The 20,101-nt window shown below is 35.9% G+C and carries 17 protein-coding genes and 1 pseudogene; 5 read left to right on the top strand and 13 right to left on the bottom strand.

Annotated elements, in window-relative coordinates:
- Nucleotides 1–258: 258 nt before the first annotated feature.
- The 4 genes from cccB to ABH955_RS18965 form a co-directional block, all read right to left on the bottom strand.
- Entirely contained in the window at nt 259–582 is a 324-nt protein-coding gene (cccB, locus tag ABH955_RS18980; protein ID WP_002089600.1) for a cytochrome c551, read from the bottom strand.
- Nucleotides 583–1,038: 456 nt separating this feature from the next.
- Nucleotides 1,039–2,137 (bottom strand): peptide chain release factor 2 gene (prfB, locus tag ABH955_RS18975; RefSeq protein ID WP_100248371.1). Its coding sequence is split into 2 segments (ribosomal slippage): nt 1,039–2,064 and nt 2,066–2,137, totalling 1,098 coding nucleotides; the frame shifts between segments, so codons are not numbered across the junction.
- A gap of 143 nt (nt 2,138–2,280) precedes the next feature.
- Nucleotides 2,281–4,788 (bottom strand): preprotein translocase subunit SecA, encoded by a 2,508-nt coding sequence (gene secA, locus ABH955_RS18970; RefSeq protein WP_002034761.1) that lies wholly within the window; start codon nt 4,786–4,788, stop codon nt 2,281–2,283.
- A gap of 254 nt (nt 4,789–5,042) precedes the next feature.
- Nucleotides 5,043–5,981 (bottom strand): helix-turn-helix transcriptional regulator, encoded by a 939-nt coding sequence (locus ABH955_RS18965; protein WP_085312788.1) that lies wholly within the window; start codon nt 5,979–5,981, stop codon nt 5,043–5,045.
- 82 nt (nt 5,982–6,063) lie between these two features.
- On the opposite strand from ABH955_RS18965, the gene ABH955_RS18960 reads away from it, so the two are divergent.
- Nucleotides 6,064–6,507: a VOC family protein gene (locus ABH955_RS18960; RefSeq protein ID WP_002139133.1), complete on the top strand. Its 444-nt coding sequence runs from the start codon at nt 6,064–6,066 to the stop codon at nt 6,505–6,507.
- A 103-nt stretch (nt 6,508–6,610) separates the two neighbouring features.
- On the opposite strand, the gene hpf is transcribed toward ABH955_RS18960, so the two are convergent.
- From hpf to ABH955_RS18925, 7 genes and pseudogenes are all read right to left on the bottom strand, one after another.
- Nucleotides 6,611–7,153, bottom strand: a complete 543-nt coding sequence (gene hpf / locus ABH955_RS18955; protein WP_000671183.1) for a ribosome hibernation-promoting factor, HPF/YfiA family — start codon at nt 7,151–7,153, stop codon at nt 6,611–6,613.
- A gap of 320 nt (nt 7,154–7,473) precedes the next feature.
- Entirely contained in the window at nt 7,474–7,671 is a 198-nt protein-coding gene (cspC, locus tag ABH955_RS18950) for a cold shock protein CspC (protein WP_002034757.1), read from the bottom strand.
- Nucleotides 7,672–7,797: 126 nt separating this feature from the next.
- Nucleotides 7,798–8,502, bottom strand: a complete 705-nt coding sequence (locus ABH955_RS18945) for a ComFC family protein (RefSeq protein WP_404454619.1) — start codon at nt 8,500–8,502, stop codon at nt 7,798–7,800.
- Nucleotides 8,502–9,851, bottom strand: a complete 1,350-nt coding sequence (gene comFA / locus ABH955_RS18940; RefSeq protein ID WP_404491492.1) for an ATP-dependent helicase ComFA — start codon at nt 9,849–9,851, stop codon at nt 8,502–8,504. Before comFA ends, ABH955_RS18945 begins: the two co-directional genes overlap by 1 nt.
- A gap of 130 nt (nt 9,852–9,981) precedes the next feature.
- Nucleotides 9,982–11,425 (bottom strand): annotated as a pseudogene (locus ABH955_RS18935) (C40 family peptidase).
- Nucleotides 11,426–11,563: 138 nt separating this feature from the next.
- On the bottom strand, nt 11,564–11,878 hold the full coding sequence (locus ABH955_RS18930) for a winged helix-turn-helix transcriptional regulator (RefSeq protein WP_002089608.1): 315 nt from the start codon (nt 11,876–11,878) through the stop codon (nt 11,564–11,566).
- Nucleotides 11,879–12,051: 173 nt separating this feature from the next.
- Nucleotides 12,052–12,894, bottom strand: coding sequence for a DegV family protein (locus tag ABH955_RS18925; RefSeq protein WP_002016143.1), 843 nt, complete (start codon nt 12,892–12,894; stop codon nt 12,052–12,054).
- 238 nt (nt 12,895–13,132) lie between these two features.
- Here ABH955_RS18925 and ABH955_RS18920 point away from each other — a divergent pair, with 238 nt between their 5' ends.
- Together ABH955_RS18920 and ABH955_RS18915 are read left to right on the top strand one after the other, a co-directional pair.
- Nucleotides 13,133–13,768: a YigZ family protein gene (locus tag ABH955_RS18920; RefSeq protein ID WP_002034752.1), complete on the top strand. Its 636-nt coding sequence runs from the start codon at nt 13,133–13,135 to the stop codon at nt 13,766–13,768.
- 74 nt (nt 13,769–13,842) lie between these two features.
- The gene (locus tag ABH955_RS18915; protein WP_002016146.1) at nt 13,843–14,970 is read left to right on the top strand and encodes an LCP family protein; all 1,128 of its coding nucleotides are present in this window, start codon (nt 13,843–13,845) and stop codon (nt 14,968–14,970) included.
- Between the two features lie 52 nt (nt 14,971–15,022).
- On the opposite strand, the gene wecB is transcribed toward ABH955_RS18915, so the two are convergent.
- Together wecB and ABH955_RS18905 are read right to left on the bottom strand one after the other, a co-directional pair.
- Nucleotides 15,023–16,138: a non-hydrolyzing UDP-N-acetylglucosamine 2-epimerase gene (gene wecB / locus ABH955_RS18910; protein WP_002034751.1), complete on the bottom strand. Its 1,116-nt coding sequence runs from the start codon at nt 16,136–16,138 to the stop codon at nt 15,023–15,025.
- 75 nt (nt 16,139–16,213) lie between these two features.
- Nucleotides 16,214–17,584, bottom strand: a complete 1,371-nt coding sequence (locus tag ABH955_RS18905; protein ID WP_404491488.1) for a UDP-glucose dehydrogenase family protein — start codon at nt 17,582–17,584, stop codon at nt 16,214–16,216.
- A 450-nt stretch (nt 17,585–18,034) separates the two neighbouring features.
- On the opposite strand from ABH955_RS18905, the gene ABH955_RS18900 reads away from it, so the two are divergent.
- Together ABH955_RS18900 and ABH955_RS18895 are read left to right on the top strand one after the other, a co-directional pair.
- The gene (locus ABH955_RS18900) at nt 18,035–19,108 is read left to right on the top strand and encodes a glycosyltransferase family 4 protein (protein WP_002068377.1); all 1,074 of its coding nucleotides are present in this window, start codon (nt 18,035–18,037) and stop codon (nt 19,106–19,108) included.
- Nucleotides 19,109–19,316: 208 nt separating this feature from the next.
- The gene (locus ABH955_RS18895) at nt 19,317–20,054 is read left to right on the top strand and encodes a polysaccharide deacetylase family protein (RefSeq protein WP_404454627.1); all 738 of its coding nucleotides are present in this window, start codon (nt 19,317–19,319) and stop codon (nt 20,052–20,054) included.
- Nucleotides 20,055–20,101 lie beyond the last annotated feature (47 nt).

Below are 20,101 nucleotides of genomic sequence, written 5' to 3'. Positions count from 1 at the left end.
ACAACCTTTATTTTCGCTCGACCATTCTTGTTGAAGGTAGCTTCCATACATGCTCTTTATTAGCAACGCTACTCTATGTAATATATTTCATCAAAATTCTACAAACCCCATTGTAACATCAATCGGTTTCCAATTCGGATACAGTTTTGTTACAGTTCTGTTACATCCCAAGAAAAGGTAAACGAGCTCATGTAATTACTTAACCCGAAGCACTTTTCGGTCAAGTTATACAATCAGCTCGTTTATTAATTACGTTTCTTATTTATGCTCCGCTAACCATTCAGCTACTTTTTTTGCGTCTTCACCTTGAATAAGTCCAGGTGACATTGAGCCGCGACCTTTTTTAATAATTTCTTCGATATCTGCAGCGTCATACTTACTGCCTACTTTTCTTAAATCAGGTCCAGTTGCTCCTGATAAATCTTTAGCGTGACAACCTATACAACTTTTTTGGTAAATTTGCTCTGCGCTATCTGTGCTTGCAGATTGTTTTGATGGTTTACTCTCTTCTTTATTTCCACATGCTCCTAAAGCAAAAACGACTGATGTCCCCAGCGTAATAGCCAACAATTTCTTTTTCACTTCTATCGCTCCCCATTGTTGATATTCTTTTCATTCATAACTAGGCAATAGTTTTCATAACACATTCAATATTCATTATAAGCATTATCTTTATATAGAAAAACTAAGGTGTATTTCATATTTTTTACAAATATAGTGAGAAGCCTAATGAAATAAGCTTTCATAAATTGTTTCAATTCTGTGAACACCTTAGAAAGTTCTATAAAGAGCCTTTTTCTCCAATCAAAACTGAGAAATTCTATATAAAGTCCTACTCTATTACCACTTTGTTTTACTATTCTCTACCTTTTACAAAACAATATACGGCATTGTATTCTACATATAATCTCATCAAAAAGAGAAGTTGTCGTTTCCAACTTCTCTTCCTCTTTATTTCATCAATATAAATAAGATAAGCCTCTTTATATCCTCTTGGACCTCAACATGTGCCAACAATTCTGTTGGCTTTTTCTCTTATTAAATACGAGAACGTAAATACGCATCAATAAACGGATTAATTTCTCCATCCATAACTGCTTGTACGTTACCAACTTCTGTATTTGTACGATGGTCTTTCACAAGAGAATACGGGTGGAATACGTAAGAACGGATTTGGCTTCCCCATCCAATTTCTTTTTGCTCTCCGCGAATCTCATCTAATTGTGCTTGTTGTTCTTCTAATTTCTTTTGATATAATTTCGCTTTTAGCATTTTCATCGCATGCTCACGGTTTTTAATTTGAGAACGCTCTGACTGACATGTTACAACCGTGTTTGTTGGTAGATGAGTTATACGAACTGCTGAATCTGTCGTATTAACGTGCTGTCCACCTGCACCACTTGCACGATACGTATCTATTTTCAAATCTTCTGTACGCACTTCAATTTCAACTTCATCATTGAATTCAGGTACAACTTCACAAGATACGAACGATGTATGACGACGACCTGAAGAATCGAACGGTGAAATACGTACAAGACGATGTACACCTTTCTCCGCTTTCAAGTAACCGTAAGCGTTATGACCTTTAATTAATAATGTAACACTCTTAATACCAGCTTCATCGCCCGGTAAGTAGTCAACCGTTTCTACTTTAAACCTACGTTTTTCAGCCCAGCGCGTGTACATACGTAATAACATAGAACCCCAGTCTTGTGACTCTGTTCCACCTGCACCTGGGTGTAATTCTAAAATAGCGTTATTTTTATCATAAGGATCGCTTAATAGTAACTGCAGCTCGTACTCATTCATTTCTTGAATTAAAGTTTTCACTTCAGATTCTAGTTCCTCATGTAAATCTTCATCATACTCTTCTTTAAGTAAGTCATGCGTCATTTCTAAGTTTTCGAACGTCTCATCTAACTGACGGAACCTTCCAACCATATCTTTCAGCGCATTCGCTTCATTAATTACAGCTTGTGCGCCTTGTTGGTCATCCCAAAATCCTGCGCCCATCATCGTTTCTTCTAATTCTGCAATTTGTTTTTCCTTAGTAGGAAGGTCAAAGAGACCCCCTAAAAGCCGCTAATCTCTTAGCCATTTTTTCTAATTCTTGCCTAATTTCTACTAATTCCATTTCCTTCACCTCTATGTAATTGCTGTTACTTTCATATGAAAACAAGGGAAACTCTCTCCGCTTATTACGGAGAGAGTTTAATCCTTTTCATTATACATTTTTGATGTAAAAATTTGCAAAGCAGTCTAAACTACAGTTTCTTATTACTGCCCAATGCCACAACAGTTTTTATATTTCTTGCCACTACCACATTTACATAAATCGTTGCGTCCCATTTGGTCACCTTTTACAACCGGTTTTTTCTTCGCGTCTTCGCCATCGCTTGATGGATGAACAGCTTCACCTTGAACAACTTCTTGACGCTCTAAGTTTTGCTCAATTTCAGCTTTCATAATGTAACGAGAGATTTCCTCTTCAATAGAAGCGATCATCGACTCGAACATTGCGAATCCTTCCATTTGGTATTCACGAAGTGGATCGATTTGCCCGTAAGCACGTAAATGAATACCTTCACGAAGATGATCCATTGCATCGATATGATCTGTCCATTTCGTATCTACAACACGGAATACAACAACCTTTTCGAATTCACGCGTCTGCTCTTCAGGTAGAAGCTTCTCTCTTTCATTATAACGCTCTAACAATTTCGCGATAATTGATTCGCTCATTTCTTCTGGAGCAAGGCGACGTAACTCTTCTTCTTTTACATCTCCTTCTTCAAGAAGGTTTGTATTTAAGTAATCGACAAGACCTTTAATGCTCCAATCTTCTTCGATTTCTTCTTGCGTATGAAGTGCAACAGCACGTTCTATCGTAGATTTCATCATACCTTCAATAATACTGCGTAAGTTCTCTGAATCCATTACTTCTTGACGCTGTTTATAAATTACTTCACGTTGTTGACGAAGTACATCGTCGTATTGCAATAGTTGCTTACGTGCATCATAGTTATTTCCTTCCACACGTTTTTGTGCAGATTCTACAGCACGAGAAACCATTTTACTTTCGATTGGCTGTGAATCATCCATACCAAGACGATCCATCATCGCTTTCATATTGTCAGAACCGAAGCGGCGCATTAGTTCATCTTCCATTGATAAGTAGAACTGTGTTACACCAGGGTCCCCTTGACGACCAGAACGACCACGTAACTGATTATCAATACGACGGCTTTCGTGACGCTCTGTACCGATAACTGCTAGACCGACGTTTCTAATATCGTCGCCTAACTTAATATCCGTACCACGACCAGCCATATTCGTCGCAATTGTTACAGCGCCTTTCATACCAGCTTCTGCAATGATATCTGCTTCACGCGCATGGTTTTTTGCATTTAAGATATTATGACGTACACCTTTACGTGTTAACATTTTTGAAATAAGCTCTGACGTTTCAATTGCAACTGTACCAACAAGAATAGGTTGCCCTTGCTTATGACGATTTACAATATCCTCAACAACTGCATTGAATTTACCTTCCATTGATTTGAAGATTAAATCAGCACGATCATCACGAATAATATCTTTATTCGTTGGAATTACGATAACATTCATATTGTAAATACTACGGAATTCTTCTTCTTCCGTTTTCGCTGTACCAGTCATACCAGATAATTTTTCGTACATACGGAAGTAGTTTTGGAACGTAATTGTTGCAAGCGTCATACTTTCATTTTGAATTTCTACGCCTTCTTTTGCTTCAATAGCTTGATGTAAACCTTCGCTATAACGACGACCTTTCATAAGACGACCAGTGAATTGGTCTACGATTACGATTTCGCCTTCTTGTACAACATAATCTGTATCAAGGTGCATAACAACATGTGCACGAAGCGCCTGATTAATATGGTGAAGAAGTGCTACATGTTTTAAATCGAATAAGTTATCGATATGGAAAGCTTTCTCAGCTTTCGTAATACCATCTTCTGTTAACATTACATTTTTCGTTTTCACATCAAATGAATATTCTTTTTCATTTTCTAATGTACGAACGAATGCATTTGCAAACATGTATAGCTCTGCTGATTTTTGAGCTTGTCCCGAAATAATAAGCGGCGTACGTGCTTCATCGACTAAAATAGAATCGACTTCATCGATGATAGCAAAATTAAGTGGACGCTGAACGCACTGCTCTCTATATAACACCATGTTGTCACGTAAGTAATCGAACCCAAGCTCGTTATTTGTGCTATACGTAATATCAGCAGCATAAGCAGCTTGTTTCTCTTCACGTGACATACTATTTAAGTTAATCCCTACAGTTAAGCCAAGGAACTCATGAAGTTGTCCCATTTCGCTCGCATCACGTTGCGCTAAGTATTCATTGACTGTAACAACGTGAACACCTTTTCCTGTTAATGCGTTTAAATATACAGGTAAAGTAGATGTTAACGTTTTACCTTCACCTGTTTTCATCTCAGAGATATTTCCTTCATGTAAGGCGATACCACCCATTAGCTGTACGCCATATGGACGCATTCCAAGAACACGATTCGCTGCTTCACGAACAACCGCAAAAGCTTCAGGAAGTAGATCATCTACTGTCTCACCTTTTGTCAGACGTTCTTTAAATTCAATCGTCTTTCCTTTTAATTGTTCATCAGTTAGCGGCTTAATAGATGATTCTAATGCATCAATTTGCTCCACTGTCTTCTGCATACGTTTAATTTGGCGTTGGTTGACATCAAATACCTTTTTTAAAATACCGATCATAGGAAATACGCTCCTCTTTTATTAAAATAAAACTTCCGATTGCTTTCTTTTTCTCTTTACAATCAGTCGTTATAAAAATCAAATTTATGTTATGCCAATTTTTCTCCTAATTTAAAAAGCTAAAATGTATAAACCTAATGATAATTGTAACACTTGTCTTATAACTATGACAACAATCGTCCAAATGTCGAGCCATAGATTCAGAAAAAATTTTTATTTTATTTTATTTCTTCCAACAAACTACTATCTCTTCGTTACAAATTTTGTATTAAATCTAAGTAGTATTCTTTCAAGTTCTCTTTTAAAGAAGATGGCTCAATTATTTTTATAGTTTTACCAAAACTAGCTAGATATGAAATGATAAAGTTGATTTCAGCAGGCTCATAAGTTCCTATTAAATATGTATCTTCACATTCTTCCCATAATTTCATCGAAGGATATTGTTGTTGCTTGAATATCTCTATCCCCCTCGCAGTAATTGAGCATTTAAATTGAATAGCTTGTTCAGTTGCCTTCCAAAGACTATGTGCGTTATGTATATTTATATTTTCCAAATCCAGACTATCCTGAGCATCTACCATTTCTAACGACCTAATACGATCACAGCGAAACACTCGATAAGTCGCTTTATCTAAATCGTAAGCCTGACAATACCAATAACCTTTCATTGCATAAATCGAAATCGGCTGAATACGGCGCATTGTCGTTTGTTTCGGCGTTACATAGTTTATAGTTAAAGCCCTATTTTGAACAGCAGCTAACAAAATCTCTTCTAGATAACCACATTCATGTGCTTGTTCCAAATGAAAAAAGGATACTCTTTTTTGCAAGTTTTCAATTTGCTCACGCTGTTTTGACGAAACACTATCTAAAAATTTCTTATTAATGGAACGAAACGAGATTTGAAAAGGAATACTTACAAAACTACTTAGTGCCTGCATTGCAAAATAAAGTGCAAAAACTTCATGATTTGTAAATGAAATCGGTGGTAATGTCATCGTTTTTATTAAACGATACCCTCCATACCGACCATACTCTGCAAAAAGAGGTACACCCATTTCCTCTAATGATGCAATATCACGTAAAGCTGTCCTTTTTGAAATTTGAAATTCATCCATTAAATCTTTCAATGTGAATATTTGTTTTTGATTAATAAAACGTAGCATCTGATTTAAACGCTCAACTTTTTTCATAAACTCTCCCTATAGGTGCCACATATTGGCACCTTATATTTGTATAGTAATAAGTGTAAACATATATGAAGGAGGCAATACAATGAACTTTGAAGTAATCCCTTTTTTATCATTAAATGGGCAAGGTGCTAAAGCAATTGCATTTTACGAACAGTATTTAGACGCAAAAGTTTTATTTAAAAAGAATTATAAAGAAATGAAAGAAATAGATCCGAATTTCACGTATAAAGAAAGCCAAGAACATTATATTACCCATTCCGTTTTACAAATTGGCACTAATAAAATTATGATTGCAGAACAGGCAGTGGATTCCACACGCCCTTGGCAATTAAGTAATAGCTCATCATTATGCATTCAATCTAAAGATTTCCAAACCATTGAAGCACTCTATCACAATCTAATTCAACATGATGAGGTTTATATTTTAACACCTTTTGAAAAAAACTCCTTCAGCCCTGGTTACGCCATTGTGCGAGATCCTTTTGGAATAGTAATACAATTGACCGTTACAAAACATGACTTCTAAATTTCATTACGAATAAGCCATTTAAATTCATATCAATATTACAAGATAGGAAGGCAAAAACATATAAAAAAAGCGCAGCCATTTCGGCTGCGCTTTTGAATGATTATTTTGTTTCGATTAAACCATATTTCCCATCTTTACGGCCATATACAACATTAGTTTCATTTGTATCAGCATTTGTGAAGACGAAGAAATTATGTCCTAGCATATCCATTTGTAAGATCGCTTCTTCAACGTCCATCGGTTTTAAATCGAATCGTTTTGTACGTACAAGTTCTAATTCATCCTCTTCTACCGCATCCAGAACAGCTACTGCTTCTGGAAGGATAAAGTTAGTTTTCACAGAACCTTTTTCACGTAATTTACGGTTTACTTTTGTTTTATGTTTACGAATTTGTCGCTCAAGTTTATCAACTACTAAATCGATAGCAGCGTACATATCGCTATTTGTTTCTTCTGCACGAAGTAATAAATCTGTAAATGGAATTGTTACCTCGATACGTTGCTTGTCAGAGTATACTTTTAAATTAACTTTAATCTCTGGGAATGTATCAAAATAACGCTCTAATTTACTTAGTTTTTTCTCTACATATTCCTTTAATGCTGGAGTTACTTCAATATTTTCACCACGAATGTTGAATTTCATAGATGAATTCCTCCTTTCAAGCCTATGTACTATAATTTCGACATTGGCTTAAAAACTCCTTCTAATTTTTTTGAAAAATTAGTGGAATTGCGATTTTTTTATCGTTTTTTGTTGAAATGAAAAGATGCATCGTTTCTATCTTTATTTTATCCTATTAACATCATGAATAACGAATGTAACTGTGGACAATTAGTTACAGAAAAGAAACAACTTTTTGACAACTTACCCACAACAAAAAAGCCCTTGTTACGAGCAAGAGCTTTCGCCATCTATATAATGCTGCTAAAAATACAGCTCTATCTTTTCCAAAAACTTAATTTTTACAGTTTCACAACATTATCCGCTTGTGGCCCACGTGCTCCATCAACAATATCAAACTCCACTTGTTGACCTTCTTCTAACGACTTATACCCATCTTGTTGAATAGCAGAAAAATGAACAAACACATCGTCACCATCCTCACGCTCAATAAACCCAAATCCCTTTTCTGCATTGAACCATTTTACTCGTCCTTGCATGTTCATTCCATTCCCTTCACTCTTAAAATCAGGGCATTCGCCCCATATTCTGACTATAGCGAATGACAAGACTGTAAGTCAAAGAAGACCTGTCGTCTTTTTATTACCCCTTTCGACATTCACATATTAACCTCTACAAAGCGTCAAACAAGAAACCTCTCTCGCTCCTCGATCATACAAAAGGCTTCCAATTTGCCTAACAGTAATTCCTGTCGTATACACATCATCCACGATTAAAACATGTTGCTCATGAAACATCTCTTCTCCCTGAAAATAAAAAGGATTAACTCCTGATATCCTTTCTTTACGCTTCTTCTTACTTTGTTTTTCTGTTTCAATTCTTCTTAATGATGTACAAAACATTTTGATAGGCAAACAAGAAGCTAGTAACTCCGCTTGATTAAAACCACGCTCGTATTCTCGCGCTTCACTAAGAGGAACAGGAATGGCAACTGAAACATTCGCAAAATATTTTTGAAAAAGACTTCGAAAAGGCTGATGAAAAATACGCACTAATTCAGCATCTCCTCGAAATTTAAACTGTGCTAATATTTCTTTCATCGCTTCATCATACACATACAACGAACGATTTATGAGAGGCGGAAACCCCTGCTCGTTCGTCCACCTTATGCAGTCCATACAAATATCCCCGTTTTTATATTCAGCTGGTACAAGTTCTAAAGGCCGACCACACTCCTTGCAAATATCTCCTATAATATAGGAAAGTTTTTGTTCACATCTATCACATATATACTTTTTATGAAGCTTAACAAAAAAAGTGTACCAACTAATCGCATATGAAATATACTCATCACAAAGTAGACAATGCATCAATCTATCAATCCTTGTTCTTTAGCATTCTTATTCATACTTTGAATATGTTTTTTCGCACGCACCATCGCCTCTGTCTTTCCATAATGAAAATAGATAACATCTCCATGCGGTTCATCAGAGCTTCTGCCAGCACGCCCTGCAATTTGAACGAGAGCACTTTCTGAAAATATTTCTTCCTCAGCTCCTAAAACTGCAACTTGTAAATTTTTCACAGTTACTCCTCGTTCCAAAATCGTCGTTGTAACTAATAAAGGGATTTCTCCTTTTCTAAAAGCTGCTACCTTCTCTTTTCTCGCCGAATCTTCTGCATGCACACCGTCAATTTGATTGTTTAATGATTTTAATAACTGGCTAATTTCTTCTACATATCGCACATGAGGAACAAATAGAAAAATGGGGTATCGTTTCGATAAGTACAGATTTAACCATTGTAATAAAGCACGAGGAATTTTTTTACGTATAACACCCTTTTTCCAATTTCCGCACCACCGAAATATCGGAACTGGCAATGGATGACGATGGTATCGCCCTGAAATAATAACCCCTTTTTGCTTACCACTTCGCAACTTACGCTTCCACTTTTCATCTGGAGTTGCAGTTAAATAAATACGTGCTGCCTTCTCTTTCATCGCTTCGTTTACTGCATACTGCAACATCTTATCTGCATGATACGGAAAAGCATCTATCTCATCTACAATCATGACATGGAACGCCCTATAATAACGTAACAATTGATGTGTAGTTGCAACGATTAACGCCGCATCTTTTTCTCGGTCTAAACTCCCTCCATATAGAGCAGCTACATTTATATTTGGAAACACTTCTTGTAATCTTGGTGCTAATTCAAGTACAACGTCCGTTCTCGGCGTTGCAATACAAACCCTTTCTCCCTTTTGTAGTGCCTCTGCAATTCCACGAAACAACATTTCTGTTTTTCCAGCCCCGCACACCGCCCAAATAAAAAATGATTCTTTCTGCTTAACAGCGTCAACGACACTTTGCGCAGCTAACTCCTGACCGTCAGACAAAATGCTTTCCCACTGTAACGGATTCAAATAACTTTCTCCGCTTATTTCAGCAATCCCGCGAACAAGTACAGTACATTCACTTACCCTGCCCATCGTTATACATTTCCGGCAATACGTACATACTTTATTGCACCTTTTACATAGCAATGATGCAAATAGTCGCTGCTCTATATTTCCGCAGCGCTGACACATATATTTTGAAGACTTCTTAATTACCCCTTGCACACAAACGACGTCTCGATTCCTTTTCAGATGATCCAATTTATTCTGCAAATCTGAAGAGAGTTCTTCTAACAGTAACTGTCTACCAGCTAACATCATCAATAGCCACCTCCAGCACTACTATAAATCCTTCTCTTTATCTCGTAAAAACTCAAAAAAGCCGATAACCTACTTATAAAATAGTAAGCTATCGACTTTATACACGTTTTTTATTCAATTATAAATCCTATAATCTACCGTAACCTAAGAAATGTTTTTGGTTGTAAGAGCTATTTACACTACCGTAAGTAACACCTGTTGACTCATCAGCAGCATGAATTATTTGACCGCCACCGATGTAAATTCCAACGTGAGATACGCCTTCTCTGTAAGTACCTTGTAAGAAGATAAGATCTCCTGGCTTCGCTTCAGATGCACTAATTTTTTGTACAGAGCTCCATAAGCTTCTTGTATCTTGACGACCTAAACCGTAAACATAAGAGATTAGTCCACTGCAGTCAAAACCACCATTTGAAATTGACGCACTACCCCATACATATTTTAGGCCCACTAAACCTCTAGCTTTTTCAACAACATCCTGTCTGCCACCATCTTGAGTATCTTGAACTGGAACTGGAGTTGGAGCTGGCTTTTTCGCTTCTTCTTTTTTAGGTTCTTCTTTTTGAGCTTGTCCAGCATTGTTTGCTGGAGCAGCTTGTTCTGCAGGCGCTTGCGCTGGTGCAGCTTGTTGAGCTTGTGCTTCTTTAGCAGCTTGTTCTGCTTGTTTTTGAGCAGCAGCTTCTTGTGCAGCTTTTTCTTGCGCTTCTTTTTCAGCGATTTGTTGTAATTTTAATGCCTGTTGTTCAAGCTCTTTCAATTGACCTTCCGTACTTGTCATTGTGGTTACAACTGTATCCATTTTACCGCTTAAATCGTTTACTGCTGTTGCTTTTTTCTCTTTTTCAACGTCAAGTTCTTTCTTAGCAGTTTCAATTTGAGCTTGTGCTTCTTTTAATTCTTTTTGTTTTTCTTTTACTGTCTCAACATCTTTTTTCACGTTCGTTTGATCTTCTTGTTGTGTTTTCATGATATCTTCGTCAGATTCCATAATTTTAGACACAGAAGCTAAACGATCCACTAAATCTGCAACGTTTTTAGAGTTTACAAGAACTTCTGTTACAATGTTCGTATTTGGCTGTTCTTGTAGTGCAACTAAACGTTTTCTTAATAACTCTTCACGTTTTGCAATCTTTGTTTGTAGTTCTGCAATATCTTTATTTTTATTTTCGATTAATTGCTCAGTATCAGAAACTTTTTTTGTTGTTTCATCAAGTTTTGAAGCGTTCTCTTGAACAGACTTATCCAAACCTTGGATTGTTTTGTTTAAGTCATTCATTTGTTTTTGTAATTCATCACGTTCTTGTTGTTGTTTATGTAAAGTATCATTTTGTGTGTTAATTTGTGATTTCACGTCAGAAATTTTATCTTCTGCAAATACATTTGGTGTTAGCCCTGAAAACATTAACCCTGCAACTAATGCGCAAGATGCCATTTTTAGCTTTTTCATTTTATTTTTTACACCGCTTTCTTTTTTCATTTTCCGTATATAACCTATTAAAATTTATACCATAATTCGGGAGTTTTTTTGCTAATGTTACGGTTTTGTAAAATAAATGTAATATTACATTTATCTCTATAGCAAAGTATATCTAAATTTGTATATATATGTAGAATTTTAAGAGCCTTACACCGTTTTTTATAGGATTGAAAAAAACGTAAGGGAACCCCTTACGTTTTGAAAATACTCCAATATGAATGAAATAGAAACGTTACTTCATCCATTTCTCAGCCCAATTTTGGACCTCATCCATAACACTTTCCAACGCTTTCCCTTTATCAGTTACACCGTACTCGATTCTAACTGGTACTTCTGGGTAAACATTACGAACTACAATACCTTCGCCTTCTAATTCCTTTAAACGTTCTGACAACATACGATCGCTCATATTCGGTATAATATCTGCGATTTCTCTGAAACGTTTCGGCTCTTCAAGTAAAGATTTAATAATTAAGCCAGTCCATTTCTTACTAAGCATTGTAAAAGCTGACTCAAACTTTGGACATAAACAAGAATTATGCTCCATATGTTTCACCTCTCTTCTATTATAATATAGTTTCTTGTAAAAAGTAAGTAATAAAACTTTCCTCATTATTTAATTTTACATACATTTTACCATTTCCAAATATTAACTTGTCAAATCCCCGTAAAATACCCGTAAAAAAACCCTCTTCAAGTAAGAGAGCTTTTATATCTTTATCACTTCGTATACCAACCTAAACCAAGCGCACCTTCACCTAAATGCGTCCCAATTACAGCTCCGAAATAACTCGTACGAATTGTAACATGAGGGTATATCTCTTCTAATTCTTGTTTCCATTCATTAGCTTCCTCTTCACGATTCGCATGAATAATAACAGCTTCCATAGGCACACCTTTATTTGCCTGCTCATCAAAGATTTCAACGATACGCTTTAACGCTTTTTTACGCGTACGAATTTTTTCGAATGGAATAATTACTTTATCTCTAAAGTATAATACTGGTTTTACTTGTAACAAACTACCAATAAAAGCTTGTGCACTATTTAATCTTCCACCACGTTGTAAATGATGTAAATCATCCACTACAAAATAAGCATCCATCGTTTGCTTCATTTCATCAAAGCGAGCGATAATCTCTTCTGGGGCTTTCCCTTCACTTACTAATTTCGCCCCTTCACGCACGTAAAACCCTTGTACTTCACAACTAATTTCAGAGTCGTACGTATATACATCAATACCATCTACCATCTGTCCAGCTGCCGTTGCTGTTTGATATGTACCACTAATTCCACTGGAAAGGTGAATGCTAATAACTGCATCATATTCTTTAGATAACTCTTCATATAACTCTAAAAACTTTCCAATTGCTGGTTGCGAAGTTTTCGGAAGTTCTTCTTGTTCACGTACCTTTATATAAAAATCATTTGCTGAAACTTCAGCCTCTTCTTGATAAGATTCCGTTCCAAACACAACGTTTAATGGAATCATATATATATTGAGTTCGTCACGAATATGCTTCGGTATATATGCTGTACTATCGGTAACAATAGCTGTTTTCATTTTCGTACCTGCCTTATAAAAAATTTTTATCCCCTAATTTTACACGAAAACTAGAAAAGGTGCATCCATACATAAAAATGCCGGCTAGAAACTACAACCACTCGCTCGACAAATTACAACAAAAAGATAAAATACTCACCAAAAATTTCAACATATTTGTAAAAAATGTTTGAATATAAAAACGCTCGCTTTTAAAATGTAAAGTACTAGTTATTTTGAAAGATAGGGGCGTATACCATTGTTATTACAATATTTAACAATAAAAGGCTATGGAGAGCACGAAATTGTGATTCAAAAATCAAGATTCATTTGCTATGTGAATCGCGCCACAACGGAAGAGGAAGCTCAAGCATTTATACAAAAAATAAAAAAACAGCATTGGAATGCAACACATAATTGTTCCGCATATTTAATCGGTGAACAAGATCAAATTCAAAAGGCAAACGATGACGGCGAACCGAGCGGCACAGCTGGTGTACCTATGTTAGAAGTATTAAAAAAGCGAGGTCTAAAGGATACTGTCGTTGTCGTCACGCGCTATTTTGGTGGCATTAAACTTGGTGCTGGTGGATTAATTCGCGCATATGGAAAATGTACAAGTGAAGGACTTAATCACGTAGGCGTTGTTGAGCGAAAACTAATGCGCGTTATGGAAACAGAAATTGATTACACATTGCTTGGCAAAGTTGAAAATGAATTACGTAATTCAGAATATAACATTAAAGATATACATTATCTAGAAAACGTCACATTCGATACGTATGTAGAAGAAAATCGAAAACAAACATTTACAGATTGGATGATTGAATTAACAAACGGGAAGTGTACAATTAAAGAAGGAGATATGTTGTACTTAGAACAAGGTGTTATCTAAGAATAGCTAACGTCTCACCTTTAAAGATTAATGTAGTGAATTAATTCCCTACAAATGAACTAAGGAGATTATATATGGAAGAACGTTATTATCATCTCCAAAATAGCAGAATAAAAAAGAAACGTAGAAGAAAGTTTTTCTTCTTTCTTATTTTCGCATTTTTATTTGGTAGCGTAGGACTTTATATGTTAAATTCCTACACTTCTCTCATGGGGATGTACAGTGGATTTAGCCGTGAAAAATCTAAATTACGAGCAGAAGATGTGGAAATCACAAAAAAACCTTTCACAATACTAATTATGGGTATTGAGGATTACGCAACAGATGGTCAAAACGGCCGAACAGATTCACTCATGTTCGCGACAGTTAATCCCAACTCAAAAAAGGTTTCACTTATGAGTATCCCACGCGATTCTCGTGTTAAGATTGTTGGCAAAAATAAAGAAGACAAAATTAACGCTGCCCATGCTTACGGTGGAGAAAAAATGGCAATCGACACTGTCGAAGAGTTTTTAAAAGTTCCTGTTGATCATTATATTAAAATTGATTTCCAAGGATTTAAAGGTATCGTTGATGCTGTTGACGGTATTACCGTTGATGTCCCCTTCGATTTCTGGGAACGCTCTGACGTGGATTACTATAAAAAAATCCAATTTAAACAAGGTCAACAGAACTTAAATGGTGAAGAAGCACTCGCATACGTCCGTATGCGAAAGCAAGATCCTAACGGTGATTATGGTCGAGCTGCTAGACAAAGGCAAGTACTGGCTGCTGTTGCCCAAAAGCTAAACTCTGCTTCTACCGTATTTAAAATTAAAGATTTAACAAAGGTAGTTGGAAAATATATAAAAACCGATATTCCTATTTCAGACGGACTTGCTCTTTACAATAAAATCTCTGGATTCGACCCTTCTACAATACAAACGTTAAAACTTGAAGGAGAAGACAGAAAAATTGGCGGTATTTATTACTTCCTTCCAGATCCAATCAGTGTAGAGACTGTACGTAACGAAATTGAAAAGGAAATAGGAGAAAAAGCAAAAGTTCCAACAGAGACTACGAAAAATGAGAATACAAATTCCGATTCAAATTCTAACTCCAGCGCAAAAGCAAAGAAGGAACCGAGCGAGAACAAAACACCACCGCCTCCTCCCCCTTCTACAAATGCTCATGCAGAGTGGATTATGAGGAATCATGAATAAAAAAGAGCCAAATCGTATACGATTTGGCTCTTTTTATTTCACGCAATTGTTGTTACTTCTTAAAGTGTTGTAAAATCGCTTCTACAATACGCTCAGATGCACGACCATCGCCGTAAGGGTTAGATGCTTTCGTCATCTTATCATGAGCTTCTTTATCAGATAACAACTCATCAGCAAGACCAAAGATTGTCTCTTCATCTGTTCCTGCTAATTTCAGCGTACCTGCTTCGATACCTTCTGGGCGTTCCGTCGTATCACGAAGGACAAGGACTGGCACACCTAGTGATGGTGCTTCCTCTTGTACACCACCAGAATCAGTTAACATTAAGTATGAACGAGCTGCAACGTTATGGAAATCAATTACATCTAACGGCTCAATTAAATGAATACGGCTATGCTCGCCTAAAATATCATTCGCTATTTCGCGAACAACAGGATTCATATGAACAGGGTATACAACTTGTACATCTTCGTGCTTATCAACAAGACGCTTAATTGCACGGAACATATTGCGCATTGGTTCTCCTAAATTTTCACGACGGTGTGCTGTCATAAGTACAAGACGATCATTTCCAAGTTTCTCTAACACCGAATGGCTATAAGTTTCTTTTACAGTTGTCTTCAGTGCATCGATCGCTGTATTTCCTGTTACGAAAATGCGTGACTCATCTTTATTTTCTTTTTGTAAGTTCGTTGCTGATTTTGTTGTAGGTGAGAAATGAAGATCCGCCATTACACCTGTTAGTTGGCGATTCATCTCTTCTGGATATGGAGAATACTTATCCCATGTACGAAGTCCTGCTTCAACATGTCCTACTGGAATTTGATTATAAAAAGCAGCTAAGCTTGCAATAAATGTCGTCGTTGTATCACCATGCACAAGTACGATATCAGGCTTCGCTTCTTTCATTACTTTATCTAAACCTTCTAAACCACGTGTTGTAATATCGATTAACGTTTGACGATCTTTCATGATATTCAAATCGAAATCTGGCGTAATTCCAAAGATATTTAATACTTGATCTAACATTTGACGGTGTTGTGCTGTTACAGTCACAATTGATTCAATCTTTTCTGGGTGCTTTTGCAACTCTAATACAAGAGGTGCCATTTTAATTGCTTCTGGTCGTGTCCCGAAAATTGTCATTACTTTTAAACGTTCAGTCATTTCATTGCCTCTTTTCTTTCACTAGTTAAAACTTCTATTATCGCATATAAAAATATGCATGTGAAAATACATTTTTTAACGCGCCTGAGAAACATTACTATTACAGACGTCTTTTCGCCCAACTGAGTAATAATCTAATCCATGCTTCTCGGCATCCTCATTAGTATAACAATTTCTCCCATCAAATAGAATAGGTTCCCTCATAAGCTGTGCATACTTTTCTAGCGGATAATTTCGAATTGATTCCCATTCTGTTACGATAAAAACTGCATGCGCCTCTCTAATCGATTCATCTATACACTCAGTGTATCGTATCGTATTTCCAAATAAACTTCTTACATTTTGAATAGCTTGCGGGTCATATAAAACCACATCCGCACCTATATTAATTAATCCCTCTATTATAATAAGAGATGACGCTTCCCTAATATCGTCAGTATTCGGTTTGAATGCTGCACCAAGAACCGCAATTCGCTTCTTCTTCATATCTATAATTTTCTTCGCTTTTTCAACTAACAACAACTGTTGTTTATTATTCACTTCAATGACTGCTTTCAACAAGCGAAAATCATGAGAAACATTCCCTGCAATTTGCACAAGTGCTTTCGTATCTTTTGGAAAACAAGATCCTCCATATCCGATGCCTGCATTTAAAAAAGATGCACCAATTCTCTTATCCATCCCCATCCCTGTAGCTACATCTACTATATCTGCACCCACTTGCTCACATATATTAGCAATTTCATTAATAAAACTAATCTTCGTAGCTAAAAAAGCATTAGATGCATATTTAATCATCTCAGCACTTCGAATATCTGTAATATACGTTTGTAAGCTTAATTTGCTGTACAAATTCTCTACTTTCCTTGCCGCTTCTTCACTACATGATCCAATTACGATACGATCACCATGAAAAAAATCATAAATACCAGAACCTTCTCTTAAAAACTCTGGATTCGATACAATATATAATTCATGTCTACCTTGTAGTTTCCCCTCAATCCATTCTCTCATTACATCATTTGTCCCTACAGGAACCGTACTTTTCGTAACAACAATAATATCGTTATTCACATATGTTCCAATATCATCACAAGCACTACGAATATACGTTAAATCTGCTGTTCCATCTAATAAAGATGGCGTTCCAACTGCAATAAATATAAACTCTACATCATTAAATGCCGCTGATTTACTTGCTGTAAAAGTTAAATGATTATTCTCGTATGCTTCATTTATTAATTCATTTAATCCACATTCATAAATAGGTAACTCGCCTTGTTTAATCCGTTCAATTTTCCCACTATTTATATCGAAACATGTGACTGAATGTCCCAATCTCGCCAATCCTACTCCTGTAATCAATCCAACATATCCGGTACCTATTATCGTAATTTTCATTTTCTTTTCGCACAGGAATATACATAAGAAAATATACGAATACATAGAACTCCCCCTGTGCTTCCCCCTCTCACACTAAGAATGAGAAAACTCTTTCACTTCTTTATTATATGAATCGTTTTTTTATTATTTTTTAAGATTTTGTAAAGTTAAATGATGCAATATATACAAAATGTAAATTCCCACAATTTAACACGGAACTTACTCATTTTACGTGCAACACTTATAATACTGAAACAAAAGTCATCGCTATATGAGAGGAGAGTACAATGTCATATTACAAGCCACAATATGAAATCAACCTTCTCAAAGGAAACAACATTCCATATCCAATTGTCATATATTCTATTCACTCCCCTTTACAGTCAAAAGAAAAAAAGATTGAATTCTAATCTTTTTGTGATACCATATGTTATGAGCCTGTAAACAAACATCATAATTTTCAGATAAATACGATTGAAAAAATTACGTTAAACTATAAAGGGTGGGGTATTAATGGACTCACAAGTGATTTATGCCATTTTGGCATCTTTCATCACTGTACTCGTCGTTACTCCTTTAGTTATTAAATTAGCTTTCAAAATAGGAGCAACAGACAAGCCAAATGCGCGTAAAGTACACCAAAAAATTATGCCTCGTCTTGGCGGGTTAGCAATTTTCATCGGTGTAGCCGTAGGGTTTGTTGTCGGTGGATTGTACGAACAAAGAATGTTATCGATAACTTTAGGTGCTATCATCATTGTTATCATCGGGATTTTAGATGATATGTACGAACTATCTGCGAGGGTAAAATTCGGTGGACAACTATTAGTTGCCATCATGATTGTAAAAAGTGGATTATTAGTGCAAGTATTATATATTCCAATTCTTGGAGATACTGAACTCGGATGGCTTGCTTATCCAATTACTGTATTTTGGATTGTAGGTATTACAAATGCCATCAACTTAATTGATGGATTAGATGGATTATCCGCAGGGATTTCATCTATCGTACTTGCAACGCTAGCATATATGGCCTTCACTAGCCCATGGGGTACTGGAGCAGCTATTATATTACCTCTAGCACTGATTACATTAGCAAGTACAATTGGATTTTTATTCTACAACTTCCATCCAGCAAAAATTTTCATGGGAGATACAGGAGCACTATTTTTAGGATACTGTATTTCTGTTATATCGTTACTTGGATTATACAAAAGCGTAACGTTATTCAGTTTTATCGTTCCAATCATTATTTTAGGTGTACCTATATTTGATACGACATTTGCAATTATCCGCCGTATCGTAAATAAAAAGCCTATTTCAGCACCTGATAAATCGCATTTACATCACCGTTTGCTTGCAATGGGATTCTCTCATCGTAAAACGGTACTAATTATTTACGCATTGGGTATTTTCTTTAGTGTAAATGCAATTATTTTCAGTAGTGCAACATTATGGTTATCCATTATTCTTCTTTTCATTTTAATCTTCTTTACAGAAATCATTGCTGAAGTAATCGGTCTTGTACACGAACGTTACAAACCAATTATTTCCTTCTATAAAAAAGTGAAAAAACGCGAAGACTAATTGTAGTATAGCCTTTACTATTATGAAATATTCAAATAGCATCCTCTTTTCATAAGAGGATGCTATTTTTTATTTTTTAATCCTTATTCCCCATTTCCAAAATATAGATTGTTTGAGAGTGCCTCTATTGGAGAAAGATATACGTATAACGAAAAAAGTATCAAATTTTCATTTTTACATCTTGATTGTCAAACTGAGGGTGAATGTTATGATCAAGCGATTACTTCAATGTATAATTTTATTTTTAACTATTACTATGTACGCATCATCGAATACAAAAGCTACTACAGACATTCAAGTAAAAGATTACCAAAGTACTCAAACTACCTCTCCTACAACAAAAATTGCGTACTTAACATTTGATGACGGACCAAATAAATACACACCACAAATTTTAAATATTTTAAAAGAGAAGAACGGAAAAGCAACTTTCTTCGTTATTGGCGGAAAGGTGCCACATTATAAAAAAACGATGGAGCGATTGATTAAAGATGGACATTATATCGGTCTCCATAGTATGTCGCATGATGTAAAACGTCTTTATACTGGCGATCCATCTGTTTTAATTGCAGAAATGGAGCAAACCCAAAGCATTGTCCAGCAAGTTACACATTTAAATACACATCTCGTTCGGGTCCCATACGGTAGCATGCCTTACTTAAAAAAGAATTACCGTGACGCACTCGTATCGGCCCAGTATAAAATGTGGGATTGGACAATTGATACATATGACTGGAAAAGCTATGATAATCCTTCCGCAATACTAGAAAGAGTACGAAATCAAAGCGATGAACAAGTAGAGGTTATTTTAATGCATGATTCTAGTGTCACAGTGCAAATACTCCCAAAAGTAATTGATTATTTATACTCACAAGGATATAAACTACTTCCCTACAATCCATCTTCACATCTCGAAGTGAATTTTTGGAAAGACACAAGATTGTAACAGCTTTAGTGCCTATGTACTAAAGCTGTTTTACCCCGCGTTAACGG

It is taken from the genome of Bacillus sp. RC240 (assembly GCF_044907945.1).
In the GTDB taxonomy this organism is placed as follows: domain Bacteria; phylum Bacillota; class Bacilli; order Bacillales; family Bacillaceae_G; genus Bacillus_A; species Bacillus_A mycoides.
The sequence above is the reverse complement of the archived record's forward strand: the minus strand, read 5'-3'. Positions and strand labels throughout refer to the sequence as shown.